The following is a 15,607-nucleotide window of genomic DNA, read 5'->3' as shown; positions in this document are numbered from 1 at the left end:
ACTGCAAAAGCGGTTGAGCCAATAAAAACAGTAACTCAAACTCCAGCTGTTACAGCTGAAGTAACTCCTGAAATCGCTGTAAAAAAAGAAACTCCCAATTTTGATGGTGGAAATGTTTCTGCTTTTTCATTAGCCAGTATTCGAGCTAAAAAAGCGCTATTAGAAACTTCAAAACCTGTTGTTAGACCTACTACCCATTTACCAACGGAATCCTTTACTGAAACTGAAATGTTAATTCAGTGGAATAAATATGCTAAAAAATTAGGGGATAAAGGATATAAAATCATGGAATCACTTCTATTGATTAATGACCCCAAACTTAATGGCACTCAAATCACCATCGAACTACCAAATGAAGGTTCTAAATTAGATTTTGAAAGTGAAAAAATTGGCCTTTTAGGGCATTTGCGTGGTCATTTACACAATCACGATATTACTGTAGAAGTAATTGTAAATGAAAAAATGGAAAACAAAAGAAGCTTAAATGACCAAGACCGCTACAATAGATTACTTGAAATCAATCCTAATATTGAACTTTTAAGGAATACATTTGGTCTTGATTTGGATGCGTAAAACTACAATTTACTTCTTTTTATAAAACAACATACTTTTTCTTAGGAAAAATTAGGTCTTAAAAAGTTCTAAATGGAATTCTTAAACAATATTTACCCCTGTTTTTAAACACCATTTACATTTGAAATCAGAATTTCATAAAATTAATTATTCTTTTTTACATCTTAAAAATACCTGATTTTCAATAAATTACAAGCATTTCTTCAAAACAAAGTACATTTCATAATCAACACACAAAAATGTTTTGGCACAGTTGTTGGATTCTAGATAACAGAATTAAAACAATTATTAAAAAGAAATATTTAAAGTATAGAAATCATGAAAACAATTAAACTATTAGCCATCGGAATTTTATTTGCTGTATCAAGTTCAATGCAAGCGCAAGTATCTGTTAATTTAAATATAGGAACTCGTACAGCTTGGCATCCTGCACATGTTAACGCAGCTGTTGATTTTTACTATATCCCAGATGTACATGCTTATTACGACAACAGAGCGTCCTTATTTGTATATTTTTCTGGAAACAACTGGGTAAGATCAAGATATTTACCAACTCAATACAGAAACGTCAATGTAGATGCTTGCCATAGAGTTGCCTTAAATGGATACAGAGGAAGTCGTCCTTACGAATATTACAGTAATCACAGAGCACCACAACGTGTGGTTTATGTAGACAGAGATCATCATTATGACAAACATGATTACAAACACTACGACAAACATTATAAAAAACATAAAGGGAAACACTAATCAAATTTGGTTTTAAATAGGTTAGTGAATAAAAGAGCATCTAAGGTGCTCTTTTTTTTGTTAAGAAAATTTGAAAAAATAGTCCTTAAAATATTTAATCATTACATTTGAATTCATTGCAAAATAACGTTACAAAAGATGTATAAAAACAGAACAACACCTCTTATATTGTTACTCTTTGTACTCCAATTTTCATGGGGACAACAACCTCAAAAACCAAATTCAGCAGAAATCTACAACCAAATTCAAAAGCTTAATTTCCTAGGCTCTGTCCTTTATATTGCAGCACATCCCGACGATGAAAACACAAAATTGATTTCCTATTTTTCCAATGAAAAAAAGGCAAGAACTGCTTACCTTTCGTTAACAAGAGGTGATGGCGGACAAAATTTAATTGGTCCCGAATTAAGAGAGCTATTGGGCGTAATTCGGACGCAAGAATTGATAGAAGCCCGTAAAATAGATGGTGGCGAACAGTTTTTCTCACGTGCCAATGATTTTGGCTACTCCAAAACACCTAAAGAAACACTTCAAATTTGGGACAAAAATCAAGTATTAGCAGATGTTATTTGGACTATTCGTAAATTTCAACCGGATGTGATTATTAATCGATTTGATCACCGCACTTCTGGAAATACACACGGGCACCACTCGGCTTCGGCTATCTTAAGTGTCGAAAGCTTTAACCTTTCTAATTCCACAACGGTTTTTCCTGAACAATTACAATATGTGCAACCTTGGCAAGTCAAAAGACAATTTTTCAATCCTTCATACTGGTTTTACGGTAGCCAAGAAAAATTTAATGCTGCCGACAAATCTTCTTTTTCCGCATTAAACACTGGCGTATATTATACAACTTTAGGCAACTCCAACCAAGAAATTGCTGCTTTAAGCCGAAGCTGTCATCAATCACAAGGCTTTGGAACTACAGGAAGTCGAGGTGATGAAACCGAATATTTAGAACAAATTAATGGAGCTCCTTTAAAAGACAAATCCAATATATTTGAAGGAATTGATACTAGCTGGAACAGAGTAAAAGGAGGAAAACCTATTGGGGAATTACTATCAAAAATTATTGCTGAATATAATTTCAATAATCCATCAGCAAGCGTGCCTCATTTAATCAAAGTATACCAAATGCTTCAATCATTGGATGATTCCCATTGGAAAACGATTAAATCAGAAGATATTAAAAACTGTATTTTAAATTGCGCCGGTTTATATCTCGAAGCAGTTTCAAGTCAACAAGAAGTAACTCCTGGAAGCCTTTTAAAAGTAAAAATTGAGGCCACTAATAGAAGTACAACTTCGATGGAACTAATCAGCTTAACTACTTTGCCAAACAAAACCACTATACCCCAAAACAAAGTATTAGCAAACAATCAAATCAATAAAATCGAACTTGAGATTCAACTACCCAAAGACATCGATTACACCCAACCTTATTGGCTTAAAGAATCTGGGAGTACTGGAATGTATACCGTTTCAAATCAACAAATCATTGGAATACCTGATGTTATTCGTGAAACAAAAATTGGTTTTAACATAAAAATAAATGGTTTCGAAATTCCGATTGAACGTACGATTGTTTTTAAGCAAAATAGTCCCGTTAAAGGTGAGATGTATCAATTTCTAGATATCACACCCGAAGTAACAACCAGTATCCTCAACAATGTTTCACTTTTTAACAGTCAAAAAAGTAAAACCATTGCTGTAAAAGTAAAATCTGGAATAGAAGAAATAAATGGAATTTTAAAATTAGAACTTCCAGAAAACTGGTTAGTAAGTCCAAAAAACATTGCTTTTGACATCAAGAAAAAGGGTGCTGAGAAAATATTTTATTTTGACGTAACCCCTCCACTTGAAAACTCCGAAGTATACGCAAAAAGCATTGTTCAACTCAATAACAAACAATATAGCAGCGAACAAATTACGATTGACTACCCTCATATTACCAAACAACAAGTTTTGAAATCGGCCACAGCCAAGTTTTTAAAATTAGACTTAAAAATTGGACCACAAAAAATTGGATACATTATGGGAGCTGGTGATGCTATACCCGAAAGTCTTCTCCAAATGGGCTATGATGTTATCCTCCTCAAACCTGAAGAAATCAGTACAGAGAACCTAAGACCTTTTGATGTAATTATCACTGGAATTCGCGCCTATAACGTGGTCGAGGATTTAGTTGGTAAACAACAAATACTATTCAATTTTGTAAAAGAAGGAAAAACCATGTTGGTACAATATAACACCCCTAGCCTATTAGCAGGTGTCCAATTAGCCCCATATCCATTGACAATTTCTAGCGACAGAGTAACGGAACAGGATGCGGAAGTTCGTTTTCTAAGCCCCAATCATGCTATTTTAAATTATCCAAACAAAATTACAGCAAATGATTTTAAAGGATGGACACAAGAACAAGGATTGTATTATCCTAATGAATATGACCCTGCTTTTACCCCAATCCTTTCATCGAATGATGCTGACGAGAGTCCGAAGAATGGTAGCTTATTAGTAGCTTCCTACGGTAAAGGTTATTATATTTATACAGGCTTGAGTTTTTTTAGGGAATTACCCGAAGGCGTTTCAGGTGCGTATCGCTTAATGTCAAATATTATATCGTTACAAAATAATGCCATTGAAACAGTCCAAAACAAACCTTAAAATAATCAAAAGAGGAGATACAAATTTCACAAATTAGAAAAGTTATATTTTATAGTAAATTAGAGATTTTGCTCTATCTAAACCTTAATAAACAACAAACATGGAAGTTAAAAAAAAGCCTAAATGGGAAAAAAAGTATACTTGGGTTTTAGTTGCTAATGCAATTTATATCTCTATTTTTTATTTAATAATGAAATTATACTCATAAGGATGCAACTATTTGATTGGATTATACTTATTGTTACGCTCTTATTCATCGTTATTTATGGCGCTTGGAAAACCAAAGGGAGTAAAAATGTTCAAGATTTTATTTTGGGCGGTAACGAAACACCTTGGCATACCGTTGGATTATCTGTGATGGCAACTCAAGCTAGCGCGATTACATTTCTATCCACTCCAGGTCAAGCGTACCATGACGGAATGGGATTTCTACAATTCTATTTCGGATTGCCTATCGCCATGATTGTAATTTCGTTGACCTTTATTCCTATCTACCATAAATACAAAGTTTATACAGCTTACGAATACCTTGAAAAACGATTTGATTTAAAAACCCGTTCACTTGCGGCCTTACTATTCTTGTTTCAAAGAGGCTTAGGAACAGGATTGACAATTTATGCTCCAGCCATTATTTTATCGGCACTGTTAGGCTGGAATTTGACCTATATGAATATTGTGATAGGAATATTGGTCATCATTTACACCTTTTCAGGAGGAACAAAAGCGGTAAACGTAACGCAGAAACAACAAATGTTTGTGATTATGTCTGGGATGTTTATTACATTTTTCCTGATTCTTCGCTTTTTACCTAATGATATGACTTTTAGCAATGCCCTACATATTGCAGGAGCAAATTCAAAGATGAACATTGTTAGCTTTTCTACTGACCCTGAGGACAAATATACCTTTTGGAGTGGTATTACTGGTGGTTTTTTCTTGGCGCTAGCCTATTTTGGGACAGACCAATCACAAGTAGGACGTTATCTTTCAGGTAAATCCGTTCGGGAAAGTCAGATGGGATTGATTATGAATGGAATTCTAAAAGTTCCGATGCAATTTTTTATTCTATTAACAGGCGCCATGGTATTTGTCTTTTTCCAGTTCAATCCAGTGCCTCTGAATTTCAACCCGAATAACAAAATTACGATTGAAAAATCTGCCTATAAATCAGAATACCATGCCTTAGAAAAAGACCTAGAAACTTTATCTGAAGACAAAAAAGTTATCAATCTATTGTATATAGACCAGTTGAATCAAGATTTTGACAATCCAATCCTTCGAAAAGAGTTAGTCGCGCTATCCTTAAAAGAAAAAGATTTAAGAGACAAAGCCAAAGAGATTATTCTGAAAGCCGACAGCAATAGTGAAACAAACGACAAAGACTATGTGTTTTTCCACTTTATATTGAATTATCTGCCCAAAGGTTTGATTGGCTTATTGCTTGCTGTTATTATCTCAGCGGCTATGTCTTCGACTGCTTCAGGGCTTAATGCCTTGGCCTCAACGAGTGCCATTGACATTTATAAACGTAATCAAAAAGAAGAAAGAACCGAAAAGCATTATTTGAACGCTACTAAGTTCTTCACCTTATTATGGGGAATTGTTGCTATCCTTTTTGCTTGTATTGGAACTTTATTCGAAAACCTTATTCAGTTGGTTAACATCATTGGATCGATTTTCTATGGTACAGTTTTAGGGATATTCTTGGTTGGTTTTTATGTGAAATATGTAAAATCAGAAGCCATTTTCTATAGTGCTGTAATCAGTCAGTTGACGATTTTTGTTATTTATTATTTTACCAATAGTATTTATCCAAGCGGAAAAGAAACTTTAGGATATTTATGGCTGAATTTCATTGGAGCTATGCTTACGATACTATTATCTATTATTATACAAGGGCTATTCTTTCGTAAAAAAGAAGAAATAGAGACAAAAGAATAAACCACTATGATCCTGAAAGTTCAAGGATTTGGTAAGAAGATTTTAAACCTAAAAGATTATTGTTTTTTTTTTTAAAATTAGCCACAGATTAAAAGGATTAGCACAGATTAACCCTTTTAATCTGTGTTTTTTTTTAATAACGGGAGATGAATAAAGTGCTTCGTTTTAAACTTAATTTATGACCAATAAATCCTATTGTCATTCATGAGCCCTGATGGAAGCGGCATCCTTGTGGCGGCGGGCATTTATGCCGCCACAAGATATAGCGGACAGCAGGAACTCTGCTTTCCTGAAAATGCGGGAACTTCTGCTCCAAAAATTTTAAAAAGAAAAAAGGATTTGGTACAAAAAAAATCCCGATTCTTTGATTTGAAACGGGATTTTAAGTTTTTAAAGAACGAAATGAATTATCTACTCCATTCATTAATACTATCTTTATTTAATTTCACGTAATCTTGATTTCCTGCAATTTCAGCAGCATTCATTGACAATTTAGCTGTTTCAATAGCACCTTTTTTGTCGCCATTTCTAGCCTGAATCAATGATTTTAAGCGCAAGTAAAAGAACGGTTTCTCAGGAGTTAGCTCTAACGCCTTTTCAATATAGTCTGCTGCTTTAATACTGTCGCCGTTAGATTGATAAAAATATTGCGCTGCTGCATAATAATCAGCTCCTTTAGGCCCTGAAAGTACTTTTTCGATACTTGCCATCGTGCTTTTATGTGTAGGAACTTCAAATCGTAAAGAAACCATTGAATGTTCCCAAGAAATTTCAAGATTAGCACCATTAGAATCTAATCCATTAATCCCAATTGTAAAAGTTTCGACAGCATTTGGTACAGCTATTTCCTTTGCATTTGTTCGCAAAGCTACATTAGCTTCATCAAAAACTTTTGGAGTTCCCCAATTGTCTGTGGTTTTGTAAAAGATTAACTCCCAGTTCTGAATATTTGGAATTGTAAATAAAGCGTACTTCCCTTTTTTCAAGGTTTTACCAGCAATTACAACATCATCACTAAATGAAATTAAGGTATTTTCATTGGCTCCAGTTCTCCATAATTTCCCAAAAGGAACCAAATTTCCATATACAATTCTATCGCGAGCAGAGGGCCTTGAATAAACAATTTCAACCTCTGTTAATCCTACTGTTTGGTTGATTGTAGCCTTTGGACTTTGTTGTGGAATTCTAACTTGTGCTTCAACAGCTAGTTGTGAAAATACTAGTGCAATTATAATTACTATATTTTTCATAATTTGTTTCGTTATTATTTATTCAAAAGTACAAAATCAAAATCCCTTAATTGTTAATTAAAGTCTAAAGCCAACTTAAAATTCTGCTACAGCGGTAAAATTCAATTCGTCAAAATGACTAATGATTTTATCTGCTAATTCTAAATTTTGATCTTTAGAATGTATGCTATTATAACCAACACAATAGATTCCAGCTGCTTTTGCTGCTTTAACTCCATTTGTACTATCCTCAATTACGATACAATTTTCTTTTGGCGCAACCGACAATGAAGCAGCGTGTAAAAAAATGGCCGGATCTGGTTTTGATTGTGGAAAATCTTCACCACTAACAATGTGAGTAAAATAAGGATGCAAATTAAAACGAGTAAAAACGCGTTCTATTGTGACTTTGGAAGCCGAAGAAGCCAAAATTAATTGCATTCCGTTTTGATGAAAATCCTTAATTAAATTTTCGACTCCATCTAACAATTGTAAATCTTCTTTGGTATCGAAAGCATCATTAAACAAAGCTCTTTTTCTCAAAATATAATCCTCTACTTCCCCATTCAAAGCAAATCTATCTTTTAATTTCTGATAGGTGTTACGAGTCGACAGTCCTGTAAAAGTAGTGTACAGTTCCTCTGTCACATCAATTCCAAGTTCTTTATAATGTTGAAAATAAGCATAACGGTGTACAGGTTCTGTATCTACAATTACGCCGTCCATATCAAAAATTACTGTTTTTATCATTGTATATAAGTTATTAACCGTCAACTAAACGGCAAATTATTTAAGTAAAAATCGGATTACGGTTTCAGCAGCGTATAAACCAAATAAACCTGGCATATAACTATTAGTTCCATAAAATGATTTTTTAAAATTAGAACCATCAGTCATTCGTAGACTCGATTCTTTTTGAATTTCAGTCGAAAAAACTACTTTTACTTTATTTATTTTCTCTTTTTTTAATCTTTTTCGAATGGTTTTTGCCAAATGACAATTTTCAGTTTTACTGATATCGGCAACCTTAACTTTTGAAGCATCCATTTTACCTCCAGCTCCCATACTCGAAATAACTCTTACTTTTTTGCGTCTAGCAGCCATGATTAAATTAAGCTTCGGAGTAACACTATCAATACAATCCAAAACATAATCGTACTCCTTAGAAACTAATTCATAAGCTCTATCAGGAGAGAGAAATTCTTTGATGCGTATTAGATTTAATTCTGGATTAATATCCATCAATCGATTTCCAACAATATCAATTTTAGGCTGTCCTACAGTTGAGTGTAACGCTGGAAGTTGGCGGTTAATATTTGTAATATCTACAACATCACCATCTACAATAGTCATACTCCCTACACCGGCTCTAGCCAAAAACTCCGCAGCAAAGGAACCTACACCTCCTAGCCCAACCACTAATACATGGGCTTTTTGTAATTTTTCTAATCCTTCCTTTTCAAATAAAAGCTCCGCTCTTTCGGTCCACTCTGCCATATTTTTTGTTTTAGGTTTAATTTTGTTTCAAGTTTCAAGTTTCAGGTTTCAGGTTTCAGGTTTCAGGTTTTAACTTCGCTTGAAAACGGTTTGAAAATTATGATTCACTTGATTTTGTATTTCAGTTACAGTAACTTCTTTATATTTTGCTGCCAAAGCATACACTTCCTGTATCCCTTCATCAATCATATCCGTTTCAAGGAAATATTTAGTATTTGGAGTACTTAAAAACACCGTTTTTAAATCAGGATTTTTCAATAAATTTTTACCAAATGACAGATAAAATCCATTATCTATAAGTTGTTTGGCTAACTGTTCTTTTTTGGAAAACCCATGAATTATTATTGGAGTAGTGATTTGTAATTTTGCTTTTAACTGAACCAATTCCTGAAAAGCCAATACACAATGTATAACAACAGGTTTCTGATGTTTTTCGGCTATCAGTAATTGCCTCTCAAGTACCTCCAATTGCTGTTCAAAAGATGTTTCACTACGTTTATCTAATCCACATTCTCCTATTGCCAAACATTCAGGCAAGGATACCATCTTTTCTAGAATTTGAAAATCACTTTCTAATCGCCCTTGATCAATAAACAAAGGATGAATTCCAATCGAATACGATGTCAAACTTGAATCAAATTCCTGAGGATATTGATTTACTAGCTCTAAAACCTCAAGTTGATTCGTAAAAGTATGGGTATGTAAATTAAAATAATTCATTTTGTCTCTTATAAATTCAAACGGTTGTTTGCGAATTGAATTTGAAAATAAATGGAAAGCTTCATAAATTTTGAATGCAAAAATAGTGTAAATAGTTGTAAATGCACAATTAGAACATTTTCAATAGGTTCAAACCTATAAATAAAATTGGCCAGAGATTAAAAATAGAAATGAATCTCTATCTTGCATAAATGTACTGTACCATATTAACGATACAACTAATGAAATGTTTATGATTCGAACTTCAAAGGGTTTTTATGTTGAATTAAAAATCAATACCTTTGAGAAAAAGATGTTTCCAATATTAGCCAAAATAAACAAAATCATCCTTCCTAGCTTTAGCAAGCAAAAGTTGGATTTGGCCAAAGCCAAAAAATGGCAGTTGGCAATTATTGCGTATCGCTATTACATCACTACTCGAGCATTAGATTAATAACTCAACGCTGAGAATACCTTTTTACCTTCAAACTTTTCTTTTCCATTAAGAAAGCTTATTTCCATTAAGAAATTGAGTTGCACAATTTCGCCTCCCAATTTTTCTACCAATTCACATACTGCTTTTGCTGTTCCTCCTGTTGCCAAAACATCGTCGTGTATCAATACCTTATCGCCTTTTTGAATAGCGTCTTTGTGAATTTCTAAAGTATCTGTGCCATATTCCAAATCATAAGAAACCGAAATTGTATCAGCAGGCAATTTATTTGGTTTTCGTACAGGGACAAAACCTGCATTCAATTCTTGGGCTAACAACATTCCGAATAAAAAACCACGGCTTTCGGCTCCTACTACCTTATCTATCTGTTGCCCTTCTAGTGAATCTACTAAAATTCGCAAGCATTCTTTAGTCGCTTTTGGATCTAACAACAATGGAGTGATGTCTTTAAACAGTATTCCTTCTTTTGGAAAATCCTGAATATCACGTATATAATTCTTAATTGCCATTTTTTTTGATTTTAATTTTATTTTAGGCTTGCAAATTACACATTTATACTTATATTTGCACCCGCAAACAACTTATTAGTTAATACCAACTAATTGAATGTTTAGCAACAAAAAAGGCCTCGTGGCGCAACTGAATAGCGCACTTGATTACGGCTCAAGAGGTTACTGGTTTGAATCCAGTCGAGGTCACAACATAAATCCTTAAACTCACTTTAAAAAAGTAGTTTAAGGATTTTTTTTTGATATACATCAAAAAAGTCGATTTATCGGGGATTACTACAAAAACTTGCCCTAAACAAAAAAATCCTTCCTGAAAAACAGAAAGGATTCTTGGTCGGGGTGGCAGGATTCGAACCTGCGGCCTCCTGCTCCCAAAGCAGGCGCGATAACCGGGCTACGCTACACCCCGTAACGCGGCTGCAAAGATACATCTTTTTTACATTCAAACAAACTTTTTAAATAAAAGCTGCGATTTTTTATTTCTCCATTTATTTAACCCCAACAATTACGCCTTCTAAAACCTTAATCCTCATTAATAATTCTAGCCAAATCAAACTTAATCAAGCATTAACAAATGTTAACAAATTAGATTTTTAGAAACCATAAATAATTGTATTTTTACCGTTCAAAATTTACACTATATAAATGGGCAAAATCATTGCGATTGCTAATCAAAAAGGAGGCGTTGGAAAAACTACAACATCAGTAAACCTTGCAGCATCCTTAGGCGTTTTAGAGAAAAAAGTTTTATTAATTGATGCTGACCCTCAAGCTAATGCTAGTTCTGGGTTAGGAATTGATGTCGAAACTGTAGAAATTGGTACTTACCAAATTCTTGAACACAGTCACATCCCATCCGAAGCTATCATTAGTTGTACTGCTCCTAATGTGGATGTAATTCCTGCACATATTGACCTTGTTGCCATCGAAATCGAATTGGTAGACAAAGAAAACAGAGAATATATGCTTAAAAAAGCATTAGAAGACATCAAAGACAACTATGATTACATCATTATTGACTGTGCTCCTTCTCTAGGGCTTTTAACATTGAATGCACTAACAGCTGCAGATTCAGTGATTATCCCTATTCAGTGCGAATATTTTGCTTTAGAAGGACTAGGTAAATTATTGAATACAATTAAAAGTATCCAAAAAATACACAATCCTGACTTAGATATCGAAGGTTTATTACTAACGATGTACGATTCAAGATTAAGATTATCTAACCAAGTTGTCGAAGAAGTTCAAAAACACTTTAACGACATGGTTTTTGAAACAATTATTCAACGAAATGTAAAGTTGAGCGAAGCACCAAGTTTTGGTGAAAGCATTATCAACTATGACGCAACAAGTAAAGGTGCTACTAATTATTTACACCTTGCCGAAGAAGTAATTAAGAAAAATAGCAACTAAATTTTATGGCAAAAGCAATAAAAAAACAAGCCTTAGGAAGAGGTTTATCTGCCCTACTCAAAGATCCTGAAAACGATATTAAATCGGCAAATGACAAAAATGCTGACAAAGTCGTTGGAAATATCATTGAGTTAGAAATTGATGCTATTGAAATAAATCCGTTTCAACCCAGAAGCAATTTCAACGAAGAAGCTTTAAAAGAACTTGCAGTATCGATAAAAGAACTTGGGGTTATCCAACCGATTACCGTTCGTAAATTAGATTTTAATAAATACCAATTAATCTCTGGAGAAAGACGTCTTCGTGCTTCGACACTTGTGGGATTATCTACTATTCCCGCTTACATCCGTATTGCTGATGATAATGAATCATTAGTAATGGCATTGGTAGAGAATATTCAGCGTCACGATTTAGATCCAATTGAGATTGCACTTTCATACCAACGTTTGATTGATGAAATCCAGTTGACGCAAGAACAAATGAGTGATCGAGTAGGAAAAAAACGTTCTACAATTGCAAACTATTTAAGACTTTTGAAACTAGATCCAATTATCCAAACCGGAATAAGAGATGGATTTATTAGCATGGGTCATGGTCGTGCCATCATCAATATTGAAGACTTAGACGTTCAAACGGATATCTACCAAAAAATTGTAAGCCAAAATCTTTCGGTACGCGACACAGAAACTTTGGTAAAAAATTATCATGAAAGCTTAAAACCAAAACCAGCAACCAAAGCCAAAGCTTCCTCTTTTGAAATAAACGAAGAACAAAAACGAGCGTTTACCAACTACTTTGGCAATCTAGTTGACGTAAAAGTGGCGGGCAATGGAAAAGGAAAAATAACAATTCCATTTAAATCAGAAGAAGATTTTAAACGAATTGTGGAATTAATTAAAGGATAGTGAATAAATCAATTTCCATATACCTACTCCTTTTTATAATGGGAACTTCATTTGTTTTTGCACAAAAAAAAACAGAAACAACTACCACTTCCCAAGATAAAATAAAATCAAACGATATTGATCCTTTGACACCTGCAAAAGCAGCCTTTTATTCGGCTGTATTGCCAGGACTAGGACAAGCTTACAACAAAAAATACTGGAAAATTCCTTTAGTATATGGCGCCATAGGAACAAGTCTTTACTTTTACTTGGACAGTCAAAAAAAATACAATTCGTTTCGGGATGCTTATAAACGAAGACTAGAAGGCTTCACAGATGACAAATACAGTTATCTAGACGACAGCCGATTGATTAGCGCTCAAAAATTCTACCAACGTAATCGTGATTTATCTTCACTATTTATGGTTGGTTTTTATGTTCTAAATATCATTGACGCTAATGTTGATGCAGCATTACTCCAATTCAATGTCGACGAAAATTTATCGTTAAAGCCATCGCTATACCAAAATGATTTGAATGCCAAAACTAATTTGGGACTTACCATTAATTACAGCTTTTAAAGAAACACAATAAATATAACCACACTTATATTTTTAATTTATAAAAAATAACAGATGAAAATAGCACTTTTAGGATACGGAAAAATGGGTCAAGTAATTGAACGAATTGCTCTAGAAAGAGGCCACGAAATTGTTTTGAAAAAAGACGAATTCAACACCTACGAAGGACTTTCAACTGCTGATGTCGCTATTGATTTTAGTGTCCCAATGGCTGCTGTTGACAACATCTCTAGTTGCTTCCACGCTAATGTACCAGTGGTTTCAGGAACTACAGGATGGCTTGACCGTTATGACGAAATGATAGCACTTTGTAAAGAAAAAAATGGCGGTTTTATTTCAAGCTCTAACTTTAGCTTAGGAGTAAACTTGTTTTTTGGACTAAATGAATATTTAGCTAAAATGATGGCTAAAATCGATGGCTACAACGTAACCATGGAAGAAATTCACCATATCCATAAATTGGACGCTCCTAGTGGTACTGCTATTTCATTAGCTCAAGGAGTAATAGAAAATAGCAATTACACTAACTGGACTCTTGAAAATGCTAAACAAACAGAGATTCATATTGAAGCAGTACGTACTGGAGAAGTTCCAGGAACGCATACAGTGACCTATGACTCTGGTATCGATAGTATCGAAATTAAACATACTGCCCACAATCGTGAAGGTTTTGCTCTTGGCGCAGTTGTTGCTGCCGAATGGCTAGCAGGAAAACAAGGGATTTTCAGTATGAGAGATGTATTAAACATCCAGTAACTAAAAAACGTAATCAACCACTAATCAAAAAGAGTTATGACACTATATCAATGGTTTGTATTTTTCCTTCTTATTCAAATAGTTCATTTTTTAGGAACATGGAAACTGTATGAAGCGGCAGGAAGAAAAAAATGGGAAGCTGCCATTCCTGTGTACAATGCTATCGTATTGATGAAAATTATCAGTCGTCCTACATGGTGGACTCTTCTGCTTTTCATTCCTATCATCAACCTGATTATGTTTCCTGTAATTTGGGTTGAAACCTTAAGAAGTTTTGGAAAACGCTCCTCTTTAGATACTTTTTTAGGAATAATCACTTGTGGACTATATATCTACTATATCAATTACACTCAGGAATTACACCATGTTACAGACAGAAAACTTACTCCTGAAAACAAAACAGCTGACACTATAAGCTCTTTACTATTTGCTATTATTGTAGCAACCTTAGTACACACTTACTTTATTCAGCCTTATACGATTCCAACATCTTCGTTGGAGAAATCATTATTGATTGGAGATTTCTTATTTGTTAGTAAAGCCAATTATGGAGCTCGAGTTCCAATGACTACAGTAGCCTTACCAATGGTTCATGACTCCATTCCCACAACCAAAAGAAAATCATATTTAAGTTGGCCACAACTTCCTTATTTACGTTTACCTGCAATTGAAAAAATAAACAGAACAGATATCGTTGTTTTCAACTGGCCCGTAGATACTGTACATTACTTTTTTGAACCCAAAGGAAGACCTGGGGTTATCAAACCTATTGATAAAAAATCAAACTATGTAAAAAGATGTGTTGGTATAGCTGGAGACAGTCTTTCTATTAAAGACGGTATCGTATACATTGATGGAAAGGTATTACAATTACCAGAACGCGCAAAACCTCAATTTTCTTATGCAGTTGCCTTGGACGGCAAAACTCCTATTGATTTTCAATCCTTAGTAAAAGAATTAGATATCACGGACGGAGCAGGATTCAAAGACGAGAATTTACGCGATACTTTATACTTTAGAGCCCTAACAGCTGCTGGTGCAGAGAGATTAAGAAATGTACCTGGAATTACTGCTGTAAAGCAAGAAATCATGAGAGGTCCTGAGGAAGGTATCTTTCCGCATATTGGTAAATGGAATAGAGATAACTATGGCCCTATTTATATTCCTGAACAAGGTAAAACTGTTGACTTAAACCTTGCAACATTACCATTCTACCAAAGAATTATCACTGATTACGAAACAGACGAAAACGGTAACAAAAACGACTTAAAAGTCACTGGAAAAGAAATCAGAATCAATGGCAAAGTAGTTAACAGTTACACGTTTAAGCAAAACTACTACTGGATGATGGGTGATAACCGTCATAACTCTGAAGACAGTCGTTATTGGGGCTTTGTACCTGAAGATCATATTGTAGGGAAACCTATTTTTATCTGGATGAGTTGGGACACTAACGGCAAAGGCATCAACAAAGTACGTTGGGACAGAGTTTTCACGACTGTAAGTGGCGAAGGACAACCTCAATCGTATTTTAGATATTTTCTAATTTTCCTAGCCTTGTATTTTGTTGGAGAACATTTTTGGAACAAAAGAAAAGCGAATCAAGAAGATTAATATAAAAAATGTTTAAAGTTTCAGGTTTCAAATTTACAAA

At 34.1% G+C, this 15,607-nt stretch carries 16 protein-coding genes and 2 tRNA genes; 12 read left to right on the top strand and 6 right to left on the bottom strand.

Annotated elements, in window-relative coordinates; genetic code table 11:
* Positions 1-228 precede the first annotated feature (228 nt).
* The 5 genes from SLW70_RS07670 (at position 229) to SLW70_RS07650 (ending at position 6,384) form a co-directional block, all read left to right on the top strand.
* Positions 229-573 carry a DNA polymerase III gene (locus SLW70_RS07670; protein WP_320891512.1) on the top strand — a complete coding sequence of 115 codons (345 nt, stop codon included), beginning with the start codon at positions 229-231 and terminating at the stop codon, positions 571-573.
* A 318-nt stretch (positions 574-891) separates the two neighbouring features.
* Entirely contained in the window at positions 892-1,323 is a 432-nt protein-coding gene (locus SLW70_RS07665; protein WP_320891511.1) for a hypothetical protein, read from the top strand.
* A 138-nt stretch (positions 1,324-1,461) separates the two neighbouring features.
* A complete protein-coding gene (locus SLW70_RS07660) occupies positions 1,462-3,990 on the top strand; it encodes a PIG-L family deacetylase (RefSeq protein WP_320891510.1) in 2,529 nt (842 codons plus the stop codon).
* A gap of 210 nt (positions 3,991-4,200) precedes the next feature.
* A complete protein-coding gene (locus SLW70_RS07655; RefSeq protein ID WP_320891509.1) occupies positions 4,201-5,931 on the top strand; it encodes a sodium:solute symporter in 1,731 nt (576 codons plus the stop codon).
* A 195-nt stretch (positions 5,932-6,126) separates the two neighbouring features.
* A complete protein-coding gene (locus SLW70_RS07650; protein ID WP_320891508.1) occupies positions 6,127-6,384 on the top strand; it encodes a hypothetical protein in 258 nt (85 codons plus the stop codon).
* On the opposite strand, the gene SLW70_RS07645 is transcribed toward SLW70_RS07650, so the two are convergent.
* The 4 genes from SLW70_RS07645 to SLW70_RS07630 form a co-directional block, all read right to left on the bottom strand.
* On the bottom strand, positions 6,339-7,181 hold the full coding sequence (locus SLW70_RS07645; protein WP_320891507.1) for a DUF2911 domain-containing protein: 843 nt from the start codon (positions 7,179-7,181) through the stop codon (positions 6,339-6,341). The genes SLW70_RS07650 and SLW70_RS07645 overlap by 46 nt on opposite strands.
* A 75-nt stretch (positions 7,182-7,256) precedes the next feature.
* Entirely contained in the window at positions 7,257-7,910 is a 654-nt protein-coding gene (locus SLW70_RS07640; RefSeq protein WP_320891506.1) for an HAD family hydrolase, read from the bottom strand.
* A 36-nt stretch (positions 7,911-7,946) separates the two neighbouring features.
* A complete protein-coding gene (locus tag SLW70_RS07635) occupies positions 7,947-8,657 on the bottom strand; it encodes a tRNA threonylcarbamoyladenosine dehydratase (RefSeq protein WP_320891505.1) in 711 nt (236 codons plus the stop codon).
* 69 nt (positions 8,658-8,726) lie between these two features.
* On the bottom strand, positions 8,727-9,377 hold the full coding sequence (locus SLW70_RS07630; protein WP_320891504.1) for a TatD family hydrolase: 651 nt from the start codon (positions 9,375-9,377) through the stop codon (positions 8,727-8,729).
* A 292-nt stretch (positions 9,378-9,669) separates the two neighbouring features.
* Here SLW70_RS07630 and SLW70_RS07625 point away from each other — a divergent pair, with 292 nt between their 5' ends.
* The gene (locus tag SLW70_RS07625) at positions 9,670-9,810 is read left to right on the top strand and encodes an SsrA-binding protein (protein WP_320891771.1); all 141 of its coding nucleotides are present in this window, start codon (positions 9,670-9,672) and stop codon (positions 9,808-9,810) included.
* Here the strand turns inward: SLW70_RS07625 and SLW70_RS07620 are convergent.
* Complete coding sequence (locus tag SLW70_RS07620) at positions 9,807-10,319, bottom strand: adenine phosphoribosyltransferase (protein WP_320891502.1); 513 nt, start codon at positions 10,317-10,319, stop codon at positions 9,807-9,809. The genes SLW70_RS07625 and SLW70_RS07620 overlap by 4 nt on opposite strands.
* A gap of 115 nt (positions 10,320-10,434) precedes the next feature.
* Here SLW70_RS07620 and SLW70_RS07615 point away from each other — a divergent pair.
* A tRNA-Arg gene (locus SLW70_RS07615) sits at positions 10,435-10,508 on the top strand.
* A 142-nt stretch (positions 10,509-10,650) separates the two neighbouring features.
* On the opposite strand, the gene SLW70_RS07610 is transcribed toward SLW70_RS07615, so the two are convergent.
* Positions 10,651-10,728, bottom strand: a tRNA-Pro gene (locus SLW70_RS07610).
* Between the two features lie 236 nt (positions 10,729-10,964).
* On the opposite strand from SLW70_RS07610, the gene SLW70_RS07605 reads away from it, so the two are divergent.
* Genes SLW70_RS07605 through lepB form a run of 5 tightly spaced genes read left to right on the top strand, consistent with a single transcriptional unit; the run spans position 10,965 to position 15,567 of the window.
* Complete coding sequence (locus tag SLW70_RS07605; RefSeq protein WP_320891501.1) at positions 10,965-11,732, top strand: AAA family ATPase; 768 nt, start codon at positions 10,965-10,967, stop codon at positions 11,730-11,732.
* A gap of 5 nt (positions 11,733-11,737) precedes the next feature.
* Positions 11,738-12,637: a ParB/RepB/Spo0J family partition protein gene (locus SLW70_RS07600; RefSeq protein WP_320891500.1), complete on the top strand. Its 900-nt coding sequence runs from the start codon at positions 11,738-11,740 to the stop codon at positions 12,635-12,637.
* Positions 12,637-13,197 carry a DUF5683 domain-containing protein gene (locus tag SLW70_RS07595; protein ID WP_320891499.1) on the top strand — a complete coding sequence of 187 codons (561 nt, stop codon included), beginning with the start codon at positions 12,637-12,639 and terminating at the stop codon, positions 13,195-13,197. The genes SLW70_RS07600 and SLW70_RS07595 overlap by 1 nt, the downstream gene beginning before the upstream one ends.
* Before the next feature lie 54 nt (positions 13,198-13,251).
* The gene (gene dapB, locus SLW70_RS07590) at positions 13,252-13,953 is read left to right on the top strand and encodes a 4-hydroxy-tetrahydrodipicolinate reductase (RefSeq protein ID WP_320891498.1); all 702 of its coding nucleotides are present in this window, start codon (positions 13,252-13,254) and stop codon (positions 13,951-13,953) included.
* A 36-nt stretch (positions 13,954-13,989) separates the two neighbouring features.
* Positions 13,990-15,567 carry a signal peptidase I gene (gene lepB / locus SLW70_RS07585; RefSeq protein WP_320891497.1) on the top strand — a complete coding sequence of 526 codons (1,578 nt, stop codon included), beginning with the start codon at positions 13,990-13,992 and terminating at the stop codon, positions 15,565-15,567.
* Positions 15,568-15,607 lie beyond the last annotated feature (40 nt).

It is taken from the genome of Flavobacterium sp. NG2 (assembly GCF_034119845.1).
Taxonomy (GTDB): Bacteria; Bacteroidota; Bacteroidia; order Flavobacteriales; family Flavobacteriaceae; genus Flavobacterium.
This window is presented reverse-complemented; position numbering and strand designations above follow the sequence as displayed.